This window comes from Geminisphaera colitermitum TAV2, from assembly GCF_000171235.2.
GTDB classification, from domain to species: domain Bacteria; phylum Verrucomicrobiota; class Verrucomicrobiia; order Opitutales; family Opitutaceae; genus Geminisphaera; species Geminisphaera colitermitum.
In genome coordinates this window covers 1-22,419 of sequence record NZ_ABEA03000092.1, presented here as the reverse complement: position 1 = coordinate 22,419, position 22,419 = coordinate 1, and the positions used below count along the sequence as shown (strand labels likewise).

General features: G+C 60.2%; 20 protein-coding genes and 1 pseudogene. 5 read left to right on the top strand and 16 right to left on the bottom strand.

Annotated features, from left to right (window positions below):
* Positions 1–261: hypothetical protein (locus tag OBACDRAFT_RS28140; protein ID WP_157837010.1), on the top strand; the 261-nt coding region annotated here is incomplete at its 5' end.
* Positions 262–478: 217 nt separating this feature from the next.
* On the top strand, positions 479–3,448 hold the full coding sequence (locus OBACDRAFT_RS09965) for an AsmA-like C-terminal region-containing protein (RefSeq protein ID WP_052361629.1): 2,970 nt from the start codon (positions 479–481) through the stop codon (positions 3,446–3,448).
* Between the two features lie 67 nt (positions 3,449–3,515).
* Here OBACDRAFT_RS09965 and OBACDRAFT_RS09960 read toward each other — a convergent pair whose 3' ends face one another.
* The 6 genes from OBACDRAFT_RS09960 to OBACDRAFT_RS31230 form a co-directional block, all read right to left on the bottom strand.
* Positions 3,516–3,770: a hypothetical protein gene (locus tag OBACDRAFT_RS09960; protein ID WP_043585220.1), complete on the bottom strand. Its 255-nt coding sequence runs from the start codon at positions 3,768–3,770 to the stop codon at positions 3,516–3,518.
* Between the two features lie 3 nt (positions 3,771–3,773).
* Positions 3,774–5,657: a glycoside hydrolase 5 family protein gene (locus tag OBACDRAFT_RS09955; RefSeq protein ID WP_112787773.1), complete on the bottom strand. Its 1,884-nt coding sequence runs from the start codon at positions 5,655–5,657 to the stop codon at positions 3,774–3,776.
* Between the two features lie 77 nt (positions 5,658–5,734).
* Entirely contained in the window at positions 5,735–8,203 is a 2,469-nt protein-coding gene (locus OBACDRAFT_RS09950) for a hypothetical protein (protein WP_081721948.1), read from the bottom strand.
* Between the two features lie 110 nt (positions 8,204–8,313).
* Positions 8,314–9,153 (bottom strand): PEP-CTERM sorting domain-containing protein, encoded by an 840-nt coding sequence (locus OBACDRAFT_RS09945; protein ID WP_043585218.1) that lies wholly within the window; start codon positions 9,151–9,153, stop codon positions 8,314–8,316.
* A gap of 63 nt (positions 9,154–9,216) precedes the next feature.
* Positions 9,217–9,963 carry a type II secretion system protein gene (locus OBACDRAFT_RS25250; protein WP_232766968.1) on the bottom strand — a complete coding sequence of 249 codons (747 nt, stop codon included), beginning with the start codon at positions 9,961–9,963 and terminating at the stop codon, positions 9,217–9,219.
* Between the two features lie 180 nt (positions 9,964–10,143).
* Positions 10,144–10,323, bottom strand: a complete 180-nt coding sequence (locus OBACDRAFT_RS31230; RefSeq protein WP_198529876.1) for a hypothetical protein — start codon at positions 10,321–10,323, stop codon at positions 10,144–10,146.
* On the opposite strand from OBACDRAFT_RS31230, the pseudogene OBACDRAFT_RS31225 reads away from it, so the two are divergent.
* Positions 10,322–10,537 (top strand): annotated as a pseudogene (locus OBACDRAFT_RS31225) (xylose operon transcription regulator XylR); the annotation flags it as partial. The gene OBACDRAFT_RS31230 and the pseudogene OBACDRAFT_RS31225 overlap by 2 nt on opposite strands.
* Before the next feature lie 113 nt (positions 10,538–10,650).
* Positions 10,651–11,532, top strand: a complete 882-nt coding sequence (locus tag OBACDRAFT_RS09935; protein WP_232766964.1) for a substrate-binding domain-containing protein — start codon at positions 10,651–10,653, stop codon at positions 11,530–11,532.
* A gap of 303 nt (positions 11,533–11,835) precedes the next feature.
* Here the strand turns inward: OBACDRAFT_RS09935 and OBACDRAFT_RS09930 are convergent, their stop codons facing one another.
* The 10 genes from OBACDRAFT_RS09930 to OBACDRAFT_RS09885 all read right to left on the bottom strand — a co-directional run bounded on the left by OBACDRAFT_RS09930 (position 11,836) and on the right by OBACDRAFT_RS09885 (position 21,765).
* Complete coding sequence (locus OBACDRAFT_RS09930) at positions 11,836–12,966, bottom strand: Fic family protein (RefSeq protein ID WP_052361622.1); 1,131 nt, start codon at positions 12,964–12,966, stop codon at positions 11,836–11,838.
* Between the two features lie 10 nt (positions 12,967–12,976).
* A complete protein-coding gene (hflX, locus tag OBACDRAFT_RS09925) occupies positions 12,977–14,263 on the bottom strand; it encodes a GTPase HflX (protein ID WP_043585216.1) in 1,287 nt (428 codons plus the stop codon).
* 23 nt (positions 14,264–14,286) lie between these two features.
* Positions 14,287–15,411, bottom strand: coding sequence for an adenylyltransferase/cytidyltransferase family protein (locus OBACDRAFT_RS09920; protein WP_043585214.1), 1,125 nt, complete (start codon positions 15,409–15,411; stop codon positions 14,287–14,289).
* 87 nt (positions 15,412–15,498) lie between these two features.
* On the bottom strand, positions 15,499–16,251 hold the full coding sequence (locus OBACDRAFT_RS09915; protein ID WP_043585212.1) for an amino acid ABC transporter ATP-binding protein: 753 nt from the start codon (positions 16,249–16,251) through the stop codon (positions 15,499–15,501).
* A gap of 4 nt (positions 16,252–16,255) precedes the next feature.
* Entirely contained in the window at positions 16,256–16,906 is a 651-nt protein-coding gene (locus OBACDRAFT_RS09910) for an amino acid ABC transporter permease (protein WP_043585210.1), read from the bottom strand.
* A gap of 26 nt (positions 16,907–16,932) precedes the next feature.
* On the bottom strand, positions 16,933–17,742 hold the full coding sequence (locus tag OBACDRAFT_RS09905) for an amino acid ABC transporter substrate-binding protein (protein ID WP_043585208.1): 810 nt from the start codon (positions 17,740–17,742) through the stop codon (positions 16,933–16,935).
* Positions 17,743–18,071: 329 nt separating this feature from the next.
* Positions 18,072–18,980, bottom strand: a complete 909-nt coding sequence (locus tag OBACDRAFT_RS09900) for a hypothetical protein (RefSeq protein ID WP_043585206.1) — start codon at positions 18,978–18,980, stop codon at positions 18,072–18,074.
* 90 nt (positions 18,981–19,070) lie between these two features.
* On the bottom strand, positions 19,071–20,195 hold the full coding sequence (gene dnaN / locus OBACDRAFT_RS09895; protein WP_043585204.1) for a DNA polymerase III subunit beta: 1,125 nt from the start codon (positions 20,193–20,195) through the stop codon (positions 19,071–19,073).
* Positions 20,196–20,472: 277 nt separating this feature from the next.
* Positions 20,473–21,375 (bottom strand): CDP-diacylglycerol--serine O-phosphatidyltransferase, encoded by a 903-nt coding sequence (gene pssA / locus OBACDRAFT_RS09890; protein ID WP_043585202.1) that lies wholly within the window; start codon positions 21,373–21,375, stop codon positions 20,473–20,475.
* A 30-nt stretch (positions 21,376–21,405) separates the two neighbouring features.
* Positions 21,406–21,765, bottom strand: coding sequence for a type II toxin-antitoxin system RelE family toxin (locus tag OBACDRAFT_RS09885; protein WP_043585200.1), 360 nt, complete (start codon positions 21,763–21,765; stop codon positions 21,406–21,408).
* A 263-nt stretch (positions 21,766–22,028) separates the two neighbouring features.
* Here OBACDRAFT_RS09885 and OBACDRAFT_RS09880 point away from each other — a divergent pair.
* Positions 22,029–22,419 (top strand): biotin/lipoyl-containing protein (locus OBACDRAFT_RS09880; protein ID WP_043585198.1); only part of this gene is annotated, 391 nt, incomplete at its 3' end.

Genomic DNA, 22,419 nt, shown 5'->3' with positions numbered 1-22,419 from the left:
GGGGGGGGGGAGGCGGCGGTGACGTGGATCATGGTTGAGTTGCCCGCGGTGTCGTTGATGAGCATGGCGGGTGAATTGAAGCGCACATTCCCGGCGCACGATTTGCATTCGGTCATGGTCAAGCGCGGCATTCCGGGAGCCGCGGCGGCTGGCCTGTTTTCCGGCGCAGCGTTTTGGGAGGTTCTGACGCCGCCGGATTTTGTGGTGTGCGACGAAGTTTCCGCACGCGACGCAATTGCCGCCCTGACCCGGACGGAGTAACCAACGAAGGGTTACCCACGCAACACACGAAAAACGGATGATTTTTAAACCACTAATGGACACTAATCAAATCCCCTCCCTGCTTCTCAAATTAGTGCCCATTAGTGTCCATTAGTGGTTTAAAAGTGTGTTTAGGGGTTGAGGTTTGGGCTGCGGCGTCGGCAGGCAAATTCAGCTTCCCGCCTCCCGGCTTTTTCGGCTTCCTAGGGGCCTTCTCATGCGACGCACACCCATCGGCCACTGCTGGCACGGCATCACCGGCCTCCTCTGCTGGATGCTCTGGCTCATCCTCGGCGCCGCGCTTGCCCTCCAGATATTCCTCCTCGTTGGCCGCAACATCGAACTCCCCGACTTCGCCCGCAACCAGCTCCGCAAAGCCATCGCCGCCCAAGGCCTCGACCTTAACTTCAAGACCGCCACCCTCGACCCCGGCGGCGTCATCGTCCTTGACCACGTCAGCCTCGCCGACGCCCGCATCTCCGAACCCCTCCTCACCGCCCGCTCCCTTCTCATCCGCGTGGACCCCGGCTGGCTCATCACCCGCCGCAGCGACCTCCGCGTCGAAGCCACCGGCGTCAACCTCCTCCTTCCTGCCGTCGTCTCCCCCAGCGGTGTCGCCGAACCCCTCGTGGAAAACGCCCAGTTTTCCGTCCGTCTTAGCGGCCGCCATATCGACATCCACGGCCTCAGCGCCCGCCTCGGTGGCGTCACCCTCACCGCCAGCGGCACCCTCGACCTCGACGCCCCCGCCGAGCCGCCCTCCGGCCAGCTTAGCACCGCCGCCCTCCGCCGCCTCCTCACCGGCGCCATCCCCGCCGCCCGCCACTTCGTCACCTTCACCAGTAAATTCCGCGCCACCGGCGACCTCGTCACGCACCTCGCCCTCGATCACCGCACCCTCATCCTCACCGCCCTCATGCCCGAGGCCCATTACGCGGACCCCATTCCCGCCCTCCCCGCCCTTCAAGGCATCCACGCGCGCAAGGTCCTCGCGCGCGTCACCCTCCCTCTCGACCCAACCACACCCGGCACGCCCCCAATTCTCGCCGCCACCCTCACCATGGACACGCTCGACCTCGCCGGCCTCGGCTCCGGCACCGGCGTCACCATCGACGCCACCGCGCCCTCCCTCCTCCAGCACCTGTCAGCCGCCATCCCTCACCCCAACCAGCAACCAACAACCGCCTATCCCCTCGAACAGATAAAAATCAACGCCAGCGTGGACCACATCACCTCGCACGGAGCCGAGGCCCATTCCGCCCGCCTCACCCTCCGTCCGCTCTCTGGCGGCCACCTCCACGCCACCCTCGCCGCCCGCTGGCTCGACACCACATGGAGCACCCAATACGACGGCCGCATGGACGCTCTCGACGGCGTTACTGCCACGCAAGGCACCCTCACCCCCGAGACCCTCGACGCCCTCAGCCGCATCGTCCAAAAACCCCTCAACCGCCTCCTCCAGCTCACCCATCCCGCGCTTCTCACCGCCCGCGTTCAGATCACCCCCGGCGGCCTGATCGGACCCGCCACCGGCTACCTCCACGCCCGCGACGTCATTGCCGGCAACGTCCCCTTCAACCTCGCCACCGGACACTTCATCTGGGACGGCGTCCGCTCCCTCGTCGCGCACAACATCACCCTGCAACAAGACGACAGCACCGCCCGCGGCAGCTACACCATGGATGCGCAGACCCTCGACTTCCGTTTCCTCCTCACCGGCCACCTCCGTCCCCCTGCCATCAGCGGCTGGTTTGGCGACTGGTGGCAGGACTTCTGGGGGGACTTTGGCTTCGGCCCCATTCCCGCCGCCGCCGACGTCGATGTGGGCGGCAACTGGCGCGACCCGCACAGCGTGCATGTCATGGTCGGCGTGGCTGGTGACGTGGTTAACCTCCGCGGCGTGGACCTCGACCGACTCCACACCCGCATCTTCATTCGTCCCACCTGGTACGACATCCTCGACTTTCACGGTGAGCGCGCCGGTTACACCGCCACCGGTCGCTTCGACCTCCGCCTGCCCTCCATCGGAGAGCCGTGGGAAACGATGCATTTCGACGTCCAGAGCACCCTCCCGCTCCCCCTCGTCGGTGCCCTTCTGGGATCCGAAGCCACGTCCCAACTCGCCGTCCTCAAATTTGAAACGCCCCCCCGTCTCCACGCCACCGGCCACATCCACCAGCCTCCCGCCGCCAACCAGCAACCAGCAACCAACCAACAACCAACAACCGCCGCCACCTACCAACTCACCCTCGAAGCCGATGCCACCGGACCCTTTACCGTGCACGACTTCCCTCTGCGCGACCTCTCCCTCGCCGCCTCCATCAACGACGCCACGATCAACCTTCCCCGCCTCCGACTTGGTCTCGCCGGAGGCACGCTCGAAGGCCCTGCCACCCTCACCGGCCCTCCCGGCCGACGACACCTCGCCATCGACCAACATCTGCGCGACGCCGACCTCGCGGAATTTGTCCTCACCATCAACCAAGCCATCCAGCGCGCCAAGCCGCCCGACGCGACAGTCCCCCCCCCCCCCCCCCCCTCCCTTCCTCCGGCTAAAAACGCCAAGTCTAGCAACGTTGCAGGTGCTAACGCTGCCGTCGCTGGCGACGACATTGCCCAAGCCGTGAACACCCGCCTCAAAGGAGGCCGGCTCAACCTCCATCTCAAAGGCTCCGGCCCCCTCGCCGACCTGCTCGCCTTTGAAGGCGCGGGCGAAGCCGACATCCGCGACGCCCCACTCGCCAACGTCAGCCTCCTCTGGCACCTCTCGACGCTGCTCAAGGCGGCCGGACTCGGCTTCACCTCCTTCGATTTCGACAAAGGCCACGGCAAATTTGTCATCCAATCCCGGCAGGCGAAATTCAGCGAACTCAGCTTCAGCGGCCCCTCTGCCGAAGTGCGCACCGAAGGCGCGATCATGATGGAAGACGGACGCCTTGATTTCCGCGCCCGGCTGCATCCCTACGAAAAAAGCGGCGGCATCTTTGGCACGGCGGCGGACTGGGTGCTCTCGCCCTTTTCGACTGCCTTGGAATTCCAACTCACCGGCACTCTGATGGACCCGGAATGGATTTTCCGATACGGCCCACGCGGACTTTTCCGCAGCCTTACCGGAGCCAACCGCCTCGAACCCGCGCCGGTCAAAACCACGCCAACACCTCCCGCAGACGAAGCTTTGCGGCCCTGATGACGCAAAAAACTTCAATGCATTTCTCCGCGCCTCCGCATCTCTGCGTGAGGATAAATCAATCCGCTCAACGCTTCTTGTAAGTCACGTGCGTGATGATGCCCAGATTGTCCACGGTGAGAGTGATGATCTGGCGGTCCGTTTCGTAAACCCAAGTGGAACTATCTCCCACGCCCGGCACGCGATCTTTTGGCGAACCATTCTCGGCCAGGTATTCGGTTCCAGGACGACCAACCCAGTCTTTGCTCAATGATTTTTGCGACATGCACCCGCCGGCAAACAACCCAAGGACCAGACTCAGAATCAAGATGGAGGTTTTCATAGCTTATTGATTAAGAAGCACTGTTTGTGCCGTTTGACCACCCATTGAGTGATTTTCCCGCCTGCCGGTTTTTTCCGTCCAAGCGGCATACCACGCGCTCCAGTGGTGGGTTGCGTCCGTGGAGCACAGCCACTGATCGAGGATGCTGCCCTCCACATCCGCCAGAACACTCGTGACGGCACCGACGCCAAGTTCGCGTTGCAGAATAAGCGGATGCCCCTCCTCATCCGCGGCAAGAACGCGGGCGCCGCGCAACACGACTTCCAAACGAATGCCACGCGGATAACACGTGAACCGAAAACACGAACCATTCGCATCCCCCGCATCCAACCCGACCACCGTCGGCGTGACCGCGTGATAATCCGCAATCTCCGCTCCGACGACACGCGTCATCGCACCAGCCCAATTGAGAGGATCAGGCCCGTGCCAGAGCAATTGCCCACCGCGCTCAACCCAACTCTGGAGCGCCTCGATTTCATCGAGCGCCAGAAATGCACCCGCGATGACAATGCGCCCAACCCCTTCCGGGATCGTCCGGTCGCCGCGCACGATTCCCACGCGTTCGCCGGCAGACTGGAGCAGGTGGTCGGCGATGATGAGGCGGCGGGAAACTTCGCGTGCATCGTTGCCGGGATTTTGCGGATTGTCGCGCAGGTAGTAATGACGCGGCCAATACAAATGAACCGTAGGGGCTTCGCTTGCGAAGCCCGCAACGGCGAACCTGGCTGCCCGCGCAAACTCCACAAAATACTCCAACCCCGCCTTTACGCGGCCTTCCGCATCCACAAGTCCGAGTTGACTCTCGAAGTGGTTTTTCAAATACGGATGCACCCGCGCCGGGATGTCCTTGAAACACCACCAAAGATAACCATTCGCCCCGGCATCCTGACACGCAGGCAGGATGGCGCGCAGATATGCGTCCGCGTGCGACGCCGCCGCCGTCGAGGTAAGAATCGTGCCAAACTCCTGCAACATCACCGGTCCGAACGCGCGCGCGCACTTCACATAAAACGGCAGTAACGACTGCGTGAGCGGATCGCTCAATCCGCCACACGGCACCGGATGCCACGTCGGCACGGGGTAACCGTGCATCGTGAGCACATCGATGCCAGGCTGGGCGGCGGATGTAGCGCGGGCGTCGTGTCCGCATGTAGGGGCTTCGCTTGCGAAGCCCGCGTTTGCAGAACCCGGCATCAAATCGCGAGCGCGGGCGTCGCAAGCGACGCCCCTACATGCGGGCGGGACGCCCGCGCCACTGTCGCCAAGGCGCCAGCCTGTATCCGCGATGACCTGCTGGTGATCGCAACCGGAGAGAATCAACGCATCGGGCAACACATCCCGGATGGCGCCGGTCATGCGGCGGCACCATTCGCGGACTTGCGCCGGGGTGGCGGCGGAGGAGTCGGGCAGGGCGTCGAGTTCGTTGCCCAAGTCGATACCGCAAAGGTGCGCCGCGAATGGTTTGAGGTGTGTGGTGATGGTACGGGCGTAAGCGGCGGCGCGTTCGATGATGCCAGGATCGGCGAAGAGGTTTTGTGTATCCGTTTTCCATGACGGCCAGAAAGTCCCGCCGCTCATCCAGCCGACAAAGAGGCTGGGCTGCGGACGCAATCCGCGTTCGACGCACGCATCAAGCAGTCGCAACAAGCGCGACAACATGGTGGCATCATATTCGCCCGGACGCGGTTCAAAATCCGGCCAGCGCACGAAGAAGCGCACGGTGTTGAATCCGAGCGAAGCCATGAGATCGAGATCGGCAAAAATCTCATCCTCCGGCCACACCTGCCACATTTCCACACCACACGAGGCCGGCCAGTAATTGGCCCCGACAGGAATGAAACGGGCATCGGAGGGGGTGCGGAAATAACCAATGGAGTCGAGGGTCATTGGGAGAGAGGAAGTGACTGCCGGGTTGATTTTACCCGGCGTTTGTTGTCGGCAGCAGTAAGACTGCTGCGGTCTTTTTATTTGCGAAGGGTGAGCTTCCCGGTGTCGAGGCCATAAACGATCGTTGGAGCTCCGGTAAGTTTGAGGGTGGTGGAACCTCCCGATGCCGGGAGTGTTTGTGTCTGGCCAATGGCGTTGCGGGTCGTCACATGGGCACCGACGGCGGGGAGGGTGACGGCAGCGGTCTTTTTCCAATTTTCGATCCACGGTTCGGGCGTGGGGAAAGGTTCGGATTTTTTGGTGAGGATGTAACCTTCGCTGCGATCCCAGAGAATGGACATGGGGCCGCGCGGTGTGTCGAAATGGAGTCCGCGGGTTTTGGCGTTGGAGGCCGCAGGGAACTGTATCCATCCACGAAATACGGCTTGGTCGAGGGCTTCGGCGGCGGTGCAGAATCCCATGAAGGAGGGTTTGAAGCTGAGGTTGCGCTGGATGAGGCCAAAGGAGAATTCGCGGTCCGTGGGATCCACGCCGAGTTTATTGTGCCAGACGGAGTCGTAGAGTTGATACCAGAAGGCGGCTTTAACACCTTCGGCTTTGGCGAGAGCGAGGGTGAGGATGGCGTTTTCGCCGCCGACACGCGGGGTATCCTCCCACCAACTGTTGGGGTGGCCGGGCGCATACACTTCGGTGAGCCAGAGGGTTTTGCGCGTGGGGTCGGCGACGGGTTTTTGCGCGTCGTAGCGGTTGATGAGGGCTTTGGCGGTGATGACGGAGCCGTAAAAATTCCAATAGCTGCCGTGGGCGCCGAATTTCCAGTTTCTCCAATCGTCCCAGGTTTCGATTTTGGCGGGCGGATCGTAAACGGGGTAATCGACGGCGAAGTTGCCGCGTCCGGGGTGGAGGGCGATGCCGTCAAGCAAGTCCCAGCCACCGAGTTGGTGGAGACCCTCGATGAAGGGCACGTCCATGCCGGCGAGTCCGGTGCTGAGGAGCTTGATGTCGGAGGCGGGCGGACCGAGTTCTTTCTGGATACGGCGGATTTCGCGGAGCCAGTCGATGTATTTGGTGAGGCGTTCGCGGCGTTCGCGGCCTTTGATGGTATCGGCAAGGCCGATGTTGAAGCCGGCGAAGTTGATCTCGTTGCTGAACTCCCAGATGCGGTTGCCTTGGTCGAGGCAGCGTTTGATTTCCTTGCGTATCCAGGCTTCGCGTTCGGCGGGGGTGTAGTCTTTTTTCCAGTCGATGTTGTCGTGGAGGATGGCGGTGACGTTGGGGAATTCGTCCGATCTGCCGTGGCGCAGCCAGCGCACGCCGGTGCGTTGGATGATGCGTTTGATCTGGGTTTCGTCGGGGATGGGCCACCAAGCGGAGAGGCCGACGATGCTGTCGTCGGGCGTGGACTTGAATTCGTGCGAGGGAAGGAGGGCGATGTGGAGGCGGTCAAAGGCGAGTTCTTTGCCGGTGGTTTTGTCGATGACGGAGACTTCGGAAAAAAACAGGTCGCGCGTGGGGTCGATAGAGGCGGGGGACGGGGCGAAGGGGATGCGTTCGCGGTGGAGTACGCCAGGAGCGAACGCGAGATTGCGGGAGGCTTGCGAGACGATGTTGCCTGCGTAATCGCGTATCCAGTGTTTCACGACAACAGGGAGCGGGGTTTGCCTGGAGGTGGTGTTGGCGAGAGCGATATCGAGGGCGAGAGGGTCGGCGGGCGTGGCGGTTGTCCACCAGTTCCAGGTTTTGGTGGTGCTGATTTTGAGGCCGACGGGGCGGCCATGTTTGCGTGCGGAAATGAGTTCTGGAGGCCAGTCTTCGGATGCGGGAGTGATGAGAATGGCGAAGGAGGCGGCGTAATGGTCATCTGAGACCTTGCGAAGCCCGGCCGTCTGGTGGCGGGAATCACGCCACAGGTCGCCGCTGCCCTCAAAGGCGAAGCTGACGATGTTGCCGCCGATCCGGTAACGGATGAGGCGTCCGTCGGGGTATTCGGATGGCAGGCCTCCGTGTTCGTGGCGCTTCCAGACACCGAGTTTGAGCATGGAAATTTCTTCGCAGGCGGATCCGAAAACGCGTCCGAAGGTGCTGGCTCCGAGGGTGGCGGGGACGGTGGGCGCGCCGGGTTCCGACATGGAATCAGGAACCGTGGGAGGGACGCCGGTGGCATCGAAAACAACATCGACGCGTCCGGGTCGCAGCGTGAAGCGTCCGGTGAGTTTGGGAAGCGGGAAGGCCGCGGCGACGGAGGACGGGGGAGCGGGAAACTGGTAGGTGATTTCGAGGGCGGGGGAGCCATCGGGGTTGGCTAGTTGGCGAAGGGTGCCGCCGTCGGCAACAAGCGAGGGACGCCATCTGAGGGCAAAGCCGTTGAGGGTGAGAAGGGTGTCGCCTTGGGGGGTGTTGATCGTGATGCGATCCCAGCGATCGGCACGCAGGGCAACACCTGGTGCGGCGAGTTCGATGGCGCCGGGTGCGGTGGCCGCGAACAGGGCTCGGACTGACAGTGCGAGCACGATGAAGCAGGGGGAAACACGGCGGCGGAGAAACATGGGATATGTATCGATGAAAGAATTACAAAAAAGGAGAGAGCGAAGTGCGCCGGGCGCGACTTCGCTGTCCATGAATGGGTTGATGTCCGGGGGGGGGGGGGGGAGGGAAACTAGCGGTGGCGGATGGCGATGGTCGCGAGCAACGCGGCGAGTCCGCACAGGGCAGCGACGGTGGATGGCTCGGGAACGGGGGTAAACGCAACGGACAGGGAATCGAAGGTGACCGTGTTGGCACCTGTCCCGAGGCCGCGAACGTAGTAGAATGAGAAGGTGTCAAATGTGGTGAAGGCATTCGTCGCATCCGTGGCTGTGACTGAGGTGAGGTTGCCGACTTGAGTCGTCAGTTTTACGGAGCCGTTTTCCAGAAGTTCCAGCGAAAGGGAGCCGGAGAAGGCGGTGCCGCTGGTAATGACAAAGCTGTAGTCCGAATTGGTCTGGTCACTAAGTCTGGGAGAAGTCGGGGCGCTGGCAAAGAGGTTGGAAGTGCTTCCGGTGCGTTCGCGGAAACCGCTGTTGGCGCCTCCGGTGGTGCCGAAATCCACACGGTATCCTGTCTGATTGGTGAATGCTTCTGTCGTCAGGGCGCCTGTGTTGAAGAAACCGAAACGGAAGAGTTGGTCTCCGGTTGGCGCGGTGCCGGGGTAGGTGACTGTCGCCGTAAAGTTGAGGGTGAGGACGTCACCAACGTTGCTGAGAATCTGGGGGGTGAATTTCCCGAAAAAATAGTCCCCGCTGGTTCCCGATGTGCCACCGTGCGTGAAAACGAGTTTGCCGGAGCCCCAGGAGAGTCCGCCGCCCTGACCGCCTTGCGCGGTGGTGGCAACATAGGTGTTTTGGCCCGGTGCTTCAATGTTTGCGGTGGCGAGATTGTAGATCGTGTCCGCCTGAAGTGCGGTGGACAGAAAACCGAGTGCGGCAATAAGCAGTGATGTGTTTGTCGTGTGTTTCATGGGTTGTCTGCTGGGTTGTTTGGTGACTGGCGTGAACGGAGAGAGGGGGGGGAGGAGGACAGGTTAGAGGGACGGGATGGAGACGTCGGGGTAGTCGAAAAATCCTCTCCAGAGCCATTCGGGGTAGTCTTTTGCGTTGCGATTGGGGCCGGGTTTGAGGGAGGCGATGTGACCGTCGAGGAGAAGGATGTTGCCGCGTTCTTTGTGGCGGAAGGACAGGCGATACCAACTGCCCGCGCTGCTGCCCGCAGAGGTGCCGTCGGCGTTATAGCCATTGTTGGGCCAGCCTCCATCGCTGCTGTAGTTGTTGTTGTAAGTGTGGGAGTCTTCCCAGAAGACAATGACACGGGAGAGCGGATAGGCGTCGGTGACGCGTTTGACAACGGGACTGCTTGCGAGGACGCCGAGATTGGCGTTTTTGAGGTAACCGGTGCAGTCTTTCTTCTCGGGGAGCAGTCCTTCAGAGAGGACATTGGGACAATAGAGCATGTAGTCGCGGGCATATGTGCCGCTGCTGACGGTGCGGTTCTTCATGTAGGGGTTGAGGTAACGATACCAAGAGGTGCCACCTGTGCTGTGCGGATAAAAGACCTGTTTGTTCTCGGTAAGATAGAGCTGGGTGGCCACGCCGATCTGGCGGAGGTTGGATTTGCACTGCGCGGCGCGGGCGGATTCACGGACAGAGATTGTCACTGGAATCAGGATACCGGCCAAAATGCCGATGATGGCGATGACAGTGAGGAGTTCGATCAGCGTGAAGGCGCGGAATCGGGCGGGGGAGGGGGGGGGGGGACTGGTCAGGTTAACCACGGTGCGCGGTGCGGCGGTTGAAATCCGGCACGCCGCGGAGAGCGCGCGGAAATCGAAATGGTGGAACGGATACCAAGAAATGGTTGAGAGTAGGGAAATAGACATCTTGGGGATGGTTGGTATTGCCCAAGAGTATCAGTTCTCGATTTTTCGTTCTACGTAAAATCGCGTCTTTTTTCTTCAAAAATACGACACATCCTTTTTGGTGCGATGCCATCCATACTGCCTGAAAAAGAAAATGGCTCGCGCTTGCGCAGGGGATGCAGCCATGTTGGCCGTGATGAAGTAACTTTCCCTCCCGTCTGCCTGAATCACCCTCCGCAGAGTAATCATCGTCACCTTGTGTGTTGATCGAGACATGAAGAATTCCCGCCGCCAGACTGACCTCGACGTTGCCCTGCTCATCGACACGGCGTGTCAGTGGACGCGACACATTATCCTCGGGATCAATCGCTACAAAAGCATGTTGGCATCGCCGTGGAATCTGCTCGTCGAACCCCACGGTTCCGCTGATCCGCTCGCACTGCCGCACGGATGGCAAGGCGATGGCGTGATCGCCGACATCCGGTTTCCCAAAATGGCAGCGCAACTCCGGAAATACGGAGTGCCCGTCGTCAATGTTTCCGATTCGACAGTGGCAACCGCGACAAAAAGGGGGGGGGGGCTGCGATGCAGGGTTTTCCGCAGGTGTGCATTGATCGCAAGGCGGCGTGCGAACTGGCGGTGGAACATTTCACGGAACGCGGGTTCACGCACTTCGCCTACATTGACCTCGCGGGCAACGAATGGGACCGGGAGACTCATCGCTATTTCACGGGTGCGTTGCGCGCGGCGGGCATCAAGGAGTGCGCAAGCTACGAAGCACAAAATCGCGCATGGGGCGCGCCGGATTGGAGCATCGATATCGATGCGCTGGGCGCGTGGCTGCGTTCGCTGCCAAAGCCGGTCGCCGTGTTTTCATGGAGTGTAGGGCGCGAGGTGATACACGCATGCCGGCGCGTGGGGCTCAAAGTGCCGGAGGAAGTGGCCTTGCTGTTGCTGGCTTACGACGAGATTTTCAGCGAGGTCGGCTACGTGCCGATTTCAGGAATCGTCCATGCGTGGGAGGAAATTGGATACCAAGCGGCGGAACGCCTTGGGCGTTTGCTGGCGGGCAAACGCATCCCGGCGCGCGAATGGCGCACGTTGGTTCCGCCGGTCGGCGTGCGCACGCGGCAGTCAACAGATACGCTGGCGATCACCAACCCGGTCATCACGAGTGCGCTCGGTTATATCCGCGAAAACGCCGGGCGTCCGCTGCTGGTGGACGAGGTGGCGGAGCACGCAGGCGTGTCACGACGCAAATTGGAACGGCATTTTTTGCACGTCATGGGCCGCACGCCGGCGGATCAAATTCGTCACGTGCAGGTAGAGCGGGCAAAGGTGTTGCTCGCCGAGACCAACCGCCCGATCCCCGAGGTGGCCGAGGCAGCGGGCTTCGGTTCACCGGAATATATGGCGACCGTCTTTCAGAAAAAACTTGGCCTCACGCCACTCAAGTATCGAAAAAAACGGCATGCGGTGGGTTGAACGTGAGCAAGCGGGGAGGGGGGGGGGAGGAAGCACGATGTTCGTTGTGGTCAGGAAATGGACCGCTACGTTTTTTGTGGGCCAAAAAACGCGATTTTCGGACCGCTACAGGGTTTGTGAGTATCAAATGATCCTCAAAACCCGTTGTGGATCAAAAAACACGATTTTCGATCCGCAACCGATTTTGTGGTTATCAAATGATCCTCAAAACCCGTTGTGACTCAAAAATCAGCTTTTTTGAGTCACAACGGATTTTGTCTCTAGGAAATGAGTCACAAATCAGTAAGTAAATTATGTGAATTTCTAAAAATCAATTCTATCAACGATTTCCATAAGTCGATGGAACCCAAAAACAGCGGCTCGCCGACCTCCACCTGGCAACAAAGTCGTTAATATGCCATTTTTCAGTAACTCCCGCATTAATCTTTTCACTGAAGGTTCAGGAATTCCTGACCGTTGCATGAAGTCCGCTTGTTTGAAAATCGGGGATTGAAACAACGCATCAAGCACTTCGATGGCGTAGCGGGTCGAGGGGATGCTGTGTTTGAGGGAGTCGCGTAACTCCAAAATTTCCTTTGCCTTGCAGGCGTTGACGTCGGCTTGGGCACGCATGGCTTCGAAAAAGAATAACAACCAACCTTCCCAATCGCCATTGGCCGTCACGCCGAGCAGGCGGTCGTAGTATTCTTGGCGATGCGCTTCGAGATAAGCGCTCAGGTAAAACATGGGACTGCCCAACACCTTTTTCTCGAACAAGAAAATAGGAATGAGGATGCGACCCACGCGTCCGTTGCCATCAAGGAAGGGATGCAAGATCTCGAACTGAGCATGCACGATGCCGAGTTGCGCAACCGGATCGCTCTCCTCGTGGTGCAGGTAATTTTCGAAGTTGGTCAACGCGTCGGGCAACTCCAGCGGACTCGGCGGGACGAAACGTGCCTGCCCCATGTTGGTTCCGCGCTGGCCGATCCAGTTTTGCGTGATGCGGAACTGGCCGCGCGCCTTGTCATGCCCGCGTACGCTATTGAGCAGGATGGAGTGCACATTTTGCAGGGTTCCGAGATGCAGCGGTTTTTCTCCAAGACCGATGGATTCCTGCGCGGCGTGGAGGGCTTTGCGGTAATTGAGGATTTCGTGAATGTCGGCCCGGCGTTCGGGGTCGGGCTGGTCGGCACCGCTTTCAAATTCCAACACCTCTTGCAAGGTGGCTTGCGTGCCTTCGATTTTGGAGGAGAGGACAGCCTCGTTGGAGGTGAGCGGCGAGAGCAGGATCGCCGGGTTGGGGATGCTGCGCAGCACGCCGTCGTAATGGGCAATGGCCCGGTTGGCCTTGCCTAGCGCGGGCACGAGGCGACCCCAGTCCAGTTTCTCCAATGGCAGGCGGGCCGGGCGGTAAGGCTCGTTGGTCAACGGATTGGAAGGCGTGGCATTCATCTGCAAAATGCTACTTTACTTCAAACGCGGCGAACAATCCCTTTTGCGCAGGAGGGAAACGGCCTTCGATGTAAACGCCGTCGTCGCGCGTATCCTCAAACTGGATATGGCCGATGGCGTGCAGACGGGCGATTACATCGTGGCGGCTGTGCGGAATGAAGAGTTTGGTGCTTCCAAAGGCGTCAGCGATGAGTTCCAGACAGTGATCGACGAGAGCAGGCAGGCCGTCGCCAGTGCGGGCACTGACAAAGATGCCGTTGCGGTCGAGCTGGCGGGCACGGGCAAGGTGAGGTTCGTCGGCAGCGTCAGTTTTGTTGAAGACGGTGAGGATGCGTTTTTCGTCGGCTCCGAGTTCCTTGAGCACGGAGAGCGTGGTGGCGTGGTGCGCAGCGACGTTGGGCGCAGTGACATCAAGGACGTGTATCAGGAAATCCGCTACAATGGCTTCTTCGAGCGTGGCTTTGAAGGCTTCGACAAGACCGTGCGGGAGGCGGCGGATGAAACCGACGGTGTCGGTGACGAGGAGTTTTTGGTTGCCGCGCAGGAGGAGTTGACGGGTGGTCGGGTCGAGCGTGGCAAAGAGTTTGTCCTCAGCGAGAACGGCGGCGCCGGTGAGCGTGTTGAGGAGGGAGGATTTGCCGGCGTTGGTGTAGCCAACAATGGCGGCGGTGGGCACGGGAACGCGCTGGCGTTTGTGGCGCTGCACGGTGCGTTGTTTGCGGACTTCGATGAGTTCTTTTTTGAGGCGCGTGATGCGGTCGCGGACGAGGCGGCGGTCTTGTTCGAGTTGGGTTTCGCCTTCGCCACCCATCTTGCCTTTGCCGCGTTGACGCGAGAGGTGCGTCCAGGCGCGGGTGAGGCGGGGGAGCGAATACTCCATGCGAGCGAGGGCAACTTGGAGGACGGCTTCGCGGGTTTGGGCACGGTCGGCGAAGATGTCGAGGATGACTTCTTCGCGGTCGATGACGGCGATTTCGGAGAGTTTTTCCCAGTTGCGCTGCTGGGCGGGCGAGAGGTGGTCGTCGATTACGATGAGGTCGCATTCGAGAGCTTTGGCCTGCGCAATGAGTTCCTCGGTTTTGCCACTGCCGAGGAGGGTGCCGGGCGTGGGGCTGCGGAGGTTGACGAGGACGCGGTCAACGACGCCGATGTGGAGGTTTTCAACGAGCTCCTGAAGTTCGTTGAGCAGCTCCTCGCCTTCGCCGGGTTGCATCTGCGGGGTTTGCACGCCGATGAGGAGGGCGCGTTCGCAGCGCTTGTTTTGAGAGGCGGGTGTTTCTTCGAGGAAGTCGGCCATGAGTGGTGTGTGGTGGCAGTGGGTTAGTCTGCTTTCAAATAGGGTTCGATCGCGCGAAAGCCAGACAAGGTGCAGGCGTGGTCGCGCGAGGCTTGGTCAGCAAAGAGATACACCGCATAGCCGCCGTGGCCGCCGCCGCAGTATTTCCAAGCGAGCGCGCCAGGCAGACCGCCGGACGAAAGGGCAGGGGAGGGGGGGGCGGCGGGGTCACCCGGAAGCGGGTCCATGCCTTCGGCGCGTTGCACGGCGTAGGACTGGCGGACGGCGTCGGCGAGTTGTGTGTAGTTGGAATTCCATACGGCGTCGCGCGCGGTGCGTCCGGCGCATTCGATGGCGTCGTAGTTGCGCGCAATGCCAACAGAGCCGGGTGTGTCGTGCGCAGCGCCAGTCCAGTAAAGCGCCATGCGTCCGCGCAGCATTTCGCCGTCGGTTTTGATTTCCAGTTGGGGTCTGGGTCCGCTGCGCCATACGCAGAGGCCCGTTTCGCTGATGATGGCGGGGTCTTGCCAGCCGACGCCGAGACCGAGTTCGGCATCGACGCCGTCCTTGCCGTTGAGCAGGGCCCAGGCGCCACTGCCGCCGAGTCCGGCGTTGCGTTCGTAGGGCCAGCTTCGGAGCGAGACGGTGGGGGAGATGGCGCAGTTGACGACGCTCGCGCCAGCGCGGGCATACATGGGGACGTCGAGCCAGCCACCGGCGAAGTCCACGCGCAGGGGGGCTTCTTGCGGGGCGCGGATGTAACGGACGATTTCAGTGGTGGAGATGGGCGTGAATTGCGGCGGGGTTTTGGGCAACACGACGTAACGCGCGCCGACTTGGGCGCAGAGTTCGCGTTTGAGGGGAGCGTATTTGTCGTCCTCGGTCACGGCGAGGATGTCGGGGCGGAGGCGGAGAAAGTCCTCACGGAAATCGATGCCTTCGTCGTGTCCGCGTCCGATGACGACTTCGTCGACCATGTCGAGCGCAGCGATGAGGGCGGCTTTGTGCTCGTCGGGCAGGGAGCTTTTGCGGTGTTTGTGAATCCACAGGACTTCGGACGAGGCGAAGGAAACGGTGAGGTGAGAGCCGAGTGCCCGGGCTTCCCGGAAAAACTGCACGTGGCCGGCGTGGAGTATGTCGTAACAACCGGATACAAATACGCGTGTCATGGGTCGCAGTCGCTAACAGGTTGCGCGTGCCTGAGGGAGCTTTTTCTACCGAGGAGGGGGGGGGGGGGGGGGGAGGGGGAGATGCCGTTACAGCATGTTGTCCAGAAAGGCGCGTGTGCGTTTGTGCACGGGGTTGGCAAAGAAATCGGCGGCGGCGTTGGATTCGATGATCTCGCCTTGGTCCATAAAAACCACGGTGTTGGCGACTTCGCGGGCGAAGGCCATTTCGTGCGTAACGACCAGCATTGTCATGCGCTCCTCGGCGAGCTGGCGCATGGTGCGCAACACCTCGCCCGTCAGCTCGGGGTCGAGCGCGGAAGTTGGTTCGTCGAACAACATGATGTCGGGTTCCATTGCCAGCGCGCGCGCAATGGCCACGCGCTGTTTTTGGCCGCCCGAAATGTGCGAGGGATAACTGTCGCGTTTGTCCCAGAGACCAACTTTGCGCAGGAGAAGTTCGGCCTTGGGCAAGATCTCTTCGCGCGGCATTCCCGTCACCGTCATCGGCGCCTCGATCACGTTTTGCAGCACCGTCATGTGCGGAAACAAATTGAAGTGCTGAAACACCATGCCCATCCTCGCGCAGATGCGTCGCAATTCGGATTCGCGAACGTAGCGGCAAACGCCAGCGGCGTCGGTCGAAACAAGGTTGTCGCCTTCAACGTCGATGTGTCCGCGGTCGATTGTTTCCAGATGATTCAGGCAACGCAGAAAGGTGCTTTTGCCCGAACCCGACGGACCAATGATCGCCACCACGTCGCCCTCGTCCACGCGTAGAGACACGCCCTTGAGCACTTCGAGCGAACCGAAGCTTTTGCGAATCTCGCGGGCCTCAATCATGGGTTTAGTCATAGACGGCGTGGCGTTTTTCCAGACGTTGAAAACCCCAAGTGAGCACCAAGGTCATGAGCAAATAAAAGGCGGCGGCGACGATGAATGGCGACGTCGTGAAATCGCGTTGCACGATACCCCGCGCCGCGCGCAACAGATCGTTGAGCGCGAGCACGTAGATGAGCGAGGTGTCCTTCACCAAGGTGATCGTCTCGTTGCTCATCGGAGGCAGGATGCGTTTGACCATCTGCGGCAACACGATGCGGCGCATCGTTTGCGGATAACTGAAACCGAGCACGCGGGCGCCCTCATATTGTCCCTTGTCGATGGACTGAATACCGGCGCGGAAAATCTCCGCGAAGTAAGCCGCGTAGTTGAGCGCAAAGGCCACGACGGCGGCGGGGAAATCGGGCAGGCGTATCCCGATTACGGGTACAAACGGCAGCGCAAAATAGATGAACAACATCTGGAGCATCAGCGGCGTGCCGCGCATGAGCCAGATGTAGCCGTTGACCGCCAGGCTGACGGCGGGGAAACGCGAGATGCGCAACAGAGCCAGCAGCAGGCCCAGCGGCACGGACAGGATCAAGGTGATGAAAAACAGCTTGAGCGTGACCGTGCTGCCCTCGAGCAGCGGCTTCAGAATGCTGATAACGTATTCCATACCCGCCTGTTAAGGAATGCGCGTGCTTACTTGATGATGTCGGCGCCGAACCATTGTTTCGCAATGCGGGCCGAAGTGCCGTCCTGTTTCATCGCATCGAGTGCGTTCTGGAGTTTGCCCAGCAGCTCGGTATCGTCTTTACGGGTACCAACACCGTAGTCCTCGGTGCCGAAGTGTTCGGTGAGCACGACATACTCGGCGGGTTTTTTCGCGGTGTAGTAGCGGCCAACCACTTCATCGACCACAACGGCGTCGAGGCGACCGGCGCTCAGGTCCATCAAGGCGGTGACGTTGTCGCCAAAGGCTTTCAGGTCGCGAAAGGTTTTGCGGACATCGGCGTCTTTTTCAACGGCCTGCACGGCGCTGCTGCCTTCCTGCACGCCGACGGTTTTGCCAGCGAGGCCGGCCTTGTTTTTGATGCCCGACTTGGTGGTCACCACGATGATCTGGTGGTTTTCCATGTAGGGCGTGGTGAAACCGATTTTCTTTTTGCGCTCCTCGGTGATGGTCAGGCCGTTCCAGAGAGCGTCAACGCGCTTGCCGCTGAGTTCGGCTTCCTTGGCGCTCCAGTCGATGGGCTTGAACTCGACCTCGATTCCCATGCGTTTGCCGGCTTCGCGGGCCATGTCGATGTCGAACCCGACGATCTGGTTTTGTTCGTTGCGGAAGCCCATTGGCGGGAAGTTGTCGTCCAGCCCGACGATAATCTTGCGGGCTCCGGGTTTGGGCGCCGTCTGGTCAGCGCCAGAAGGTGAAGTGCTCTCTTTCTGACCGCAGGCGGCGAACAACAGACTCGCAGTCAATGCCATCAATCCTAGAGCGATGCGTTTTTTCATCGCGCCAATAGCTGACAAAGGACGGGAGAGGTCAAGGCGCGTACTTTCGCATCCTTTGGCAAAGGCGTAACCGAAAGGTGATGTCAGGGGGGACTTGAGGGCCTTGAAATATAGCTGTCGTTTTAACGGTAGTGAGGCCTTTGTGCCCTCTGCCGAGGGCAGCCCTTCGGGCCATCGCCCTTGGCGATGCCATCTCCGCGCTGCTGCGCTCCGTCCGAGGCCTCCGAAACCACGCTTCAATTACCTGCGAATTTGGCATTTTCAGACCACACACGACGGAGGCCTCGGAGAGGCCTCCCTACCAAGTATGAAATGGCTACGGTTTATCGTTATTCAAGTCGCCCGGCGCGGCCAAAGTAGTTGAGAAAACAACATTCCTTCCACACCCGGTAGCGGCCTTCGTACGTGATCTTGCCGTGTTCCTCGCGGTCGCGGGGCGGAAACAAAAAACCGAGTTCAGTGTTGATCTGTTCGAGTTCGATTTGCTGGCCGGTGAGGTCGCTGAGCGGCTCCGTGGTCCAGGGACAGGACGCGTCACCCACTCGCGCGAGACGCTCTTGATGATGCGCCAGGAGTTTTTGTGGCGACCGGCACAAGGGCAGGCGATGCACCACCCAATTTTCCGGATTAAAGCCGACTACGGGCAGATACAAAAATCCGGCAAAGGGCAGAAAAAGGTTGTCCGTGACGATGCGCTGGCCGCCGGTCGTGTTGCTGGCAAATTGCAGGCACATCGCAATCGCCGACGCCTGCTGCGGGAGGAAGCTGACTTGCAGGCGGATGCGGGCCTCGGCGTCCTGATAAATCGATGTGCGCAGCGGCAGGTTGGGAGTGATCTCGGCGCGCAAGGACTGCACCTGCTTAAACCCCTCGCGTCGCAACCAGTCACGCACGCGCAGGAACCGGGGATCGGTGGGCCATTCCTCGCCGCTTGAGTTAACCGAAAAGCGGGGAAACACCGGCAGCGTGCTCAGGCTGAGCGCCTTGATTGCGAGCCAGCTGTAGATCGTGTCGCCCAAAAACCACACGAGCAGTAACGCCAGCGCGAGGGCCGGCAGCGGTCGGTCAGTCCACTCCAAGCCTCGTATCACCACGGCCCCGCCCAGTGAAAATATGAGCAGGCGCAACCACCGGTTGACGATCGCGAGCATGGGCGACACGCGGCGCTGGTTAATTTGCATGATCGCAAGCGAGGCGATCATCGCACCGTAAACGAAATAAAGAGGATCGACCGTCATGGGATGCCCGCGAATTGGCAAATGTGTTTCGTTCGACAAAAACGCGGGCCTCGCAAGCGAAGCCCCTACAAAAACGCGCGCTTGGAAAACTTAGCCGAGGCGAACGGGCATGATGACGCAGATGAAGCTTTCGAGCGTCTTGAATACGCCGGGGCTCACTTCGTCCTTCAGCTCGAAAAACACCTCGTCCTTGGTCAGCGCCTTGAGCGGGTCCATGACGAACGCGGGGTTGAACGCGACTTGCAGGTCGGGACCGCTGTAGGCGATGGCCATCGATTCGTGCGCTTCGCCGAAATCGGGGCTTTGCGCAGTGATTTCAAGGAGGTTGGTGCTGAGCTTGATCCGGACTTGGTTGGACTTGTCGGAGCAGACGAGGGCGGCGCGGTGCACACACTCGGCGAAGAGTTCGCGCTCGAGCTTGATGCGCTGGTGAGTCTCCTTGGGAATAACCTGTTGGTAATTGGGATAATTTCCCTCCACGACCTTGGAATAGAGATAGATGGAATCCACCAAGCCGGTGTCTTCGCCCTCGGTGCTGATCTCGAAGGAAGCGCGGCGATCGTTGAAGGCGATTTTGATCTTGGCACCTTTGCCGAGCATGCGGAGCAGTTCGCCGACGGTCTTGGCCGGGAGAATGATGGCACCGGCGGATTCCTCGGGGATTTCCATTTCCTTGGAGGTGAGGGCGAGGCGTCGGCCATCGGTCGCAACAAGGGTGAGCTTGGCGTCGCGGAAATTGAAATACACGCCGTTGAGGATGTAGCGGGTCTCGTCCGTGGACTGGGCGTAGGAAACGCTCTTGAGCATCGTGGTGAGCTCTTCCTGACTGAGATTGAAGCTGCGGTCGTCGCCAAACTCGGGGAGGGGAGGGAACTCGTCCTTGCCAATGCCCATGATTTTGAAGGTGGAGCCGCCGGAGGTCAGTTTGACCTGATGGTTGGCCGCGCCGTCAAAGGCGACATCCACGCTGGGGAGTTCGCGCACGATGGTGGCGAGGCGCTTGACGGGGAGCGTCACGGAGCCGGGCTCCTTGACCTCGGCCTTGATCTTGCAGCGGATGCCGAGGTCAAGGTTGGTGGTGGTCAGCGAAATGTAGTCCTTTTCCGCCTCGATCAGCACGTTGCTGAGGATGGGCATGGTGGCTTTGGAGCCAACGACGTTGAGGACTTGGGCGAGTCCGTTGCTGAAGTGATCGCGGTTGATCTTGAATTTCATGAGTCCTGTTGAAGTAAGGGGGGAAGGATGGTTGGTGAGCGGTGAAGGTATGGTTTTCTGAAAGATGCCAACAAAGAGGAAAGAATACCTCTTTCAATAGTATATGTTCATCATCTTATCAGGGGCTGCGAAAAAGTGGGATAACTGGAAGGTTTTCATTCGTGAAACGAGGCGTTGGCGGATGTGAGCAAATGCTGGGATTGGGTCGAAAAAAGGCCGGGTTGTTCGCAGCGGAAAAGTTGTGGGTGAGTTATTGGGCGGTTGTTCGCAGGATGGTTCACAGGGTTTTTTGGCTCATTTGCCGACGCATGCGCCGGGCCTTGCGGGTGCGCTGGATATGGCGGCCAAAACCAAAAAAGATGTAGCCGAGGCAGCAGACGAGCATGCCGATTTCTTTGAACATGATGACCGCCGCCGTCACCATGCCGAAGAGCAGGAACGTGATGAGTGGCGTGCGCGTTTGCAGATCGATCTGTTTGCCGCTGGGGTAGCGCACGGTGCTCACCATGAGGATGGCGATCAGGAGCAACAGGAAGGGCAGGCTGAAGGCGGCCCAGCGATGCAGGCTTTTGTCTTGGGCGGCGAGGTGGAGGAGGAACAGCACGAGCGCGCCCACGGTGCCCGCCGCCGCCGGGACCGGCAGGCCGATGAAGTCCTTGTTGCTGTAAACTTCGGAGCGTTGCAGGAGGGGGTGCGTAATGACGTTGAAACGCGCCAGACGAATTGCCGCGCAGAGCAGGTAAATGAATCCGATCAGCCAGCCGATGTTTTGAAAGATGGGGTAGCCCTGCGATGGGGACATGATGAGAAAAAACATCATGAGGGCTGGCGCGAGGCCGAAGGACACGACATCGGCCAGCGAATCAAACTCGGCGCCGAAGAGCGATTCCTTGCCACCCATGCGAGCGAGACGCCCATCCAGCATGTCGAACGCCATCGCGCCAAAAATCAGCCACACTGCATGTTTGTAGAATTCAATCGCCTCGGGTGGCAGCACGGAGCCATCGCTCATCTTGGCGGCAAAATTGGCCTGCACGCAGCGGATGATGGCACCGAAACCACAAAAAATGTTACCCGCCGTCATCAAGTTGGGCAGGAAATAAATCCGGCTCGCCTGTGACACATGGTAGGGAGAATCTTCGTCGTAGTGGGGCCCGTTGGGCGGAGGAGGAAGGGACATGGTGTGAGTCGGTGAAGAGTGATCGGGGGGTTAGTTTTTTTTGGTCAACGCTTCGAGGTATTTCCAGAATTTGGAATGCTGCTCCACCAGTTGCTCCTCGGAAACGGGAAGTTTGTTGCGCAGGAGGAAATCTTCGAGGGAGTTTTTTGGCAGGATGTAAATGACGTGCAAACCGTCCTCACCGCGGATCTCGAAATAAACACGATGCCCGCCGGAGCGCAGCCGGTAGAGAGTTTTGCCATCGCGGGCGAAACGGCCCAACGGCTCGCGCGGATGGGCGAGTTCCTCGGGATGAAGGTTGGCCAGCGGATCAACGGCATCCAACTGCGCGAGCGGATCGAGCTTTTTCAACTCGCCTAGAGCCTGTTCGGAAAACGTCACCTGAAACATGATGCGCAGGAGTTACCCTGCCCTTGCACGCGATGCAAGCGGAGCGTGGACCCCCCGCCCGCGACATTGCAAAAATGCGCGAACCCCGCGCCGCCGTTGCCCGCGCCAGACTTTTTGCCACAAAAGAAATATGCCCCCAAAGACCATTAATCCCCTCATCTTAATGCCCTTGTCTCCGCATATGCCATGCAGGTGAAAACAATTTCGTTTGTGACGCGCCCTTGACCTGAAGCGCTTGGGGTAGCAAACCGGGGGCTTTTCAGATGGACACATTTCTTATCGACGTGCCGATCCCCTCCATGGGCGCAACCGTCAGCGAATTGACCGTAATCGACATCAAAGTCGCTGCCGGGTCCTCCGTGAAGAAAGGAGAAAAAGCGGCTGAACTGGAAAGCGACAAATCCGTCTTTGAGTGGGAAGCCCCCTGCGACGGCACCGTGCGTGAAGTCTTTTGCCGTGCCGGCGACATCGTTCCCTCCGGCGCGCCCTTCATGCGCATTGAAACCAGCGACGCCTCGCTCGCTCACCTGAAGGCTGGCGCGGAATTGAAAACTCCAACTCCCGCCTCCGCCCCCGCCAAATCCGCCCCCCCCCCCCCCCCCGCATCCACGTCGCCAACACCCGCCGCGCCGTCGCAGCTCCAGTGGACCCCCC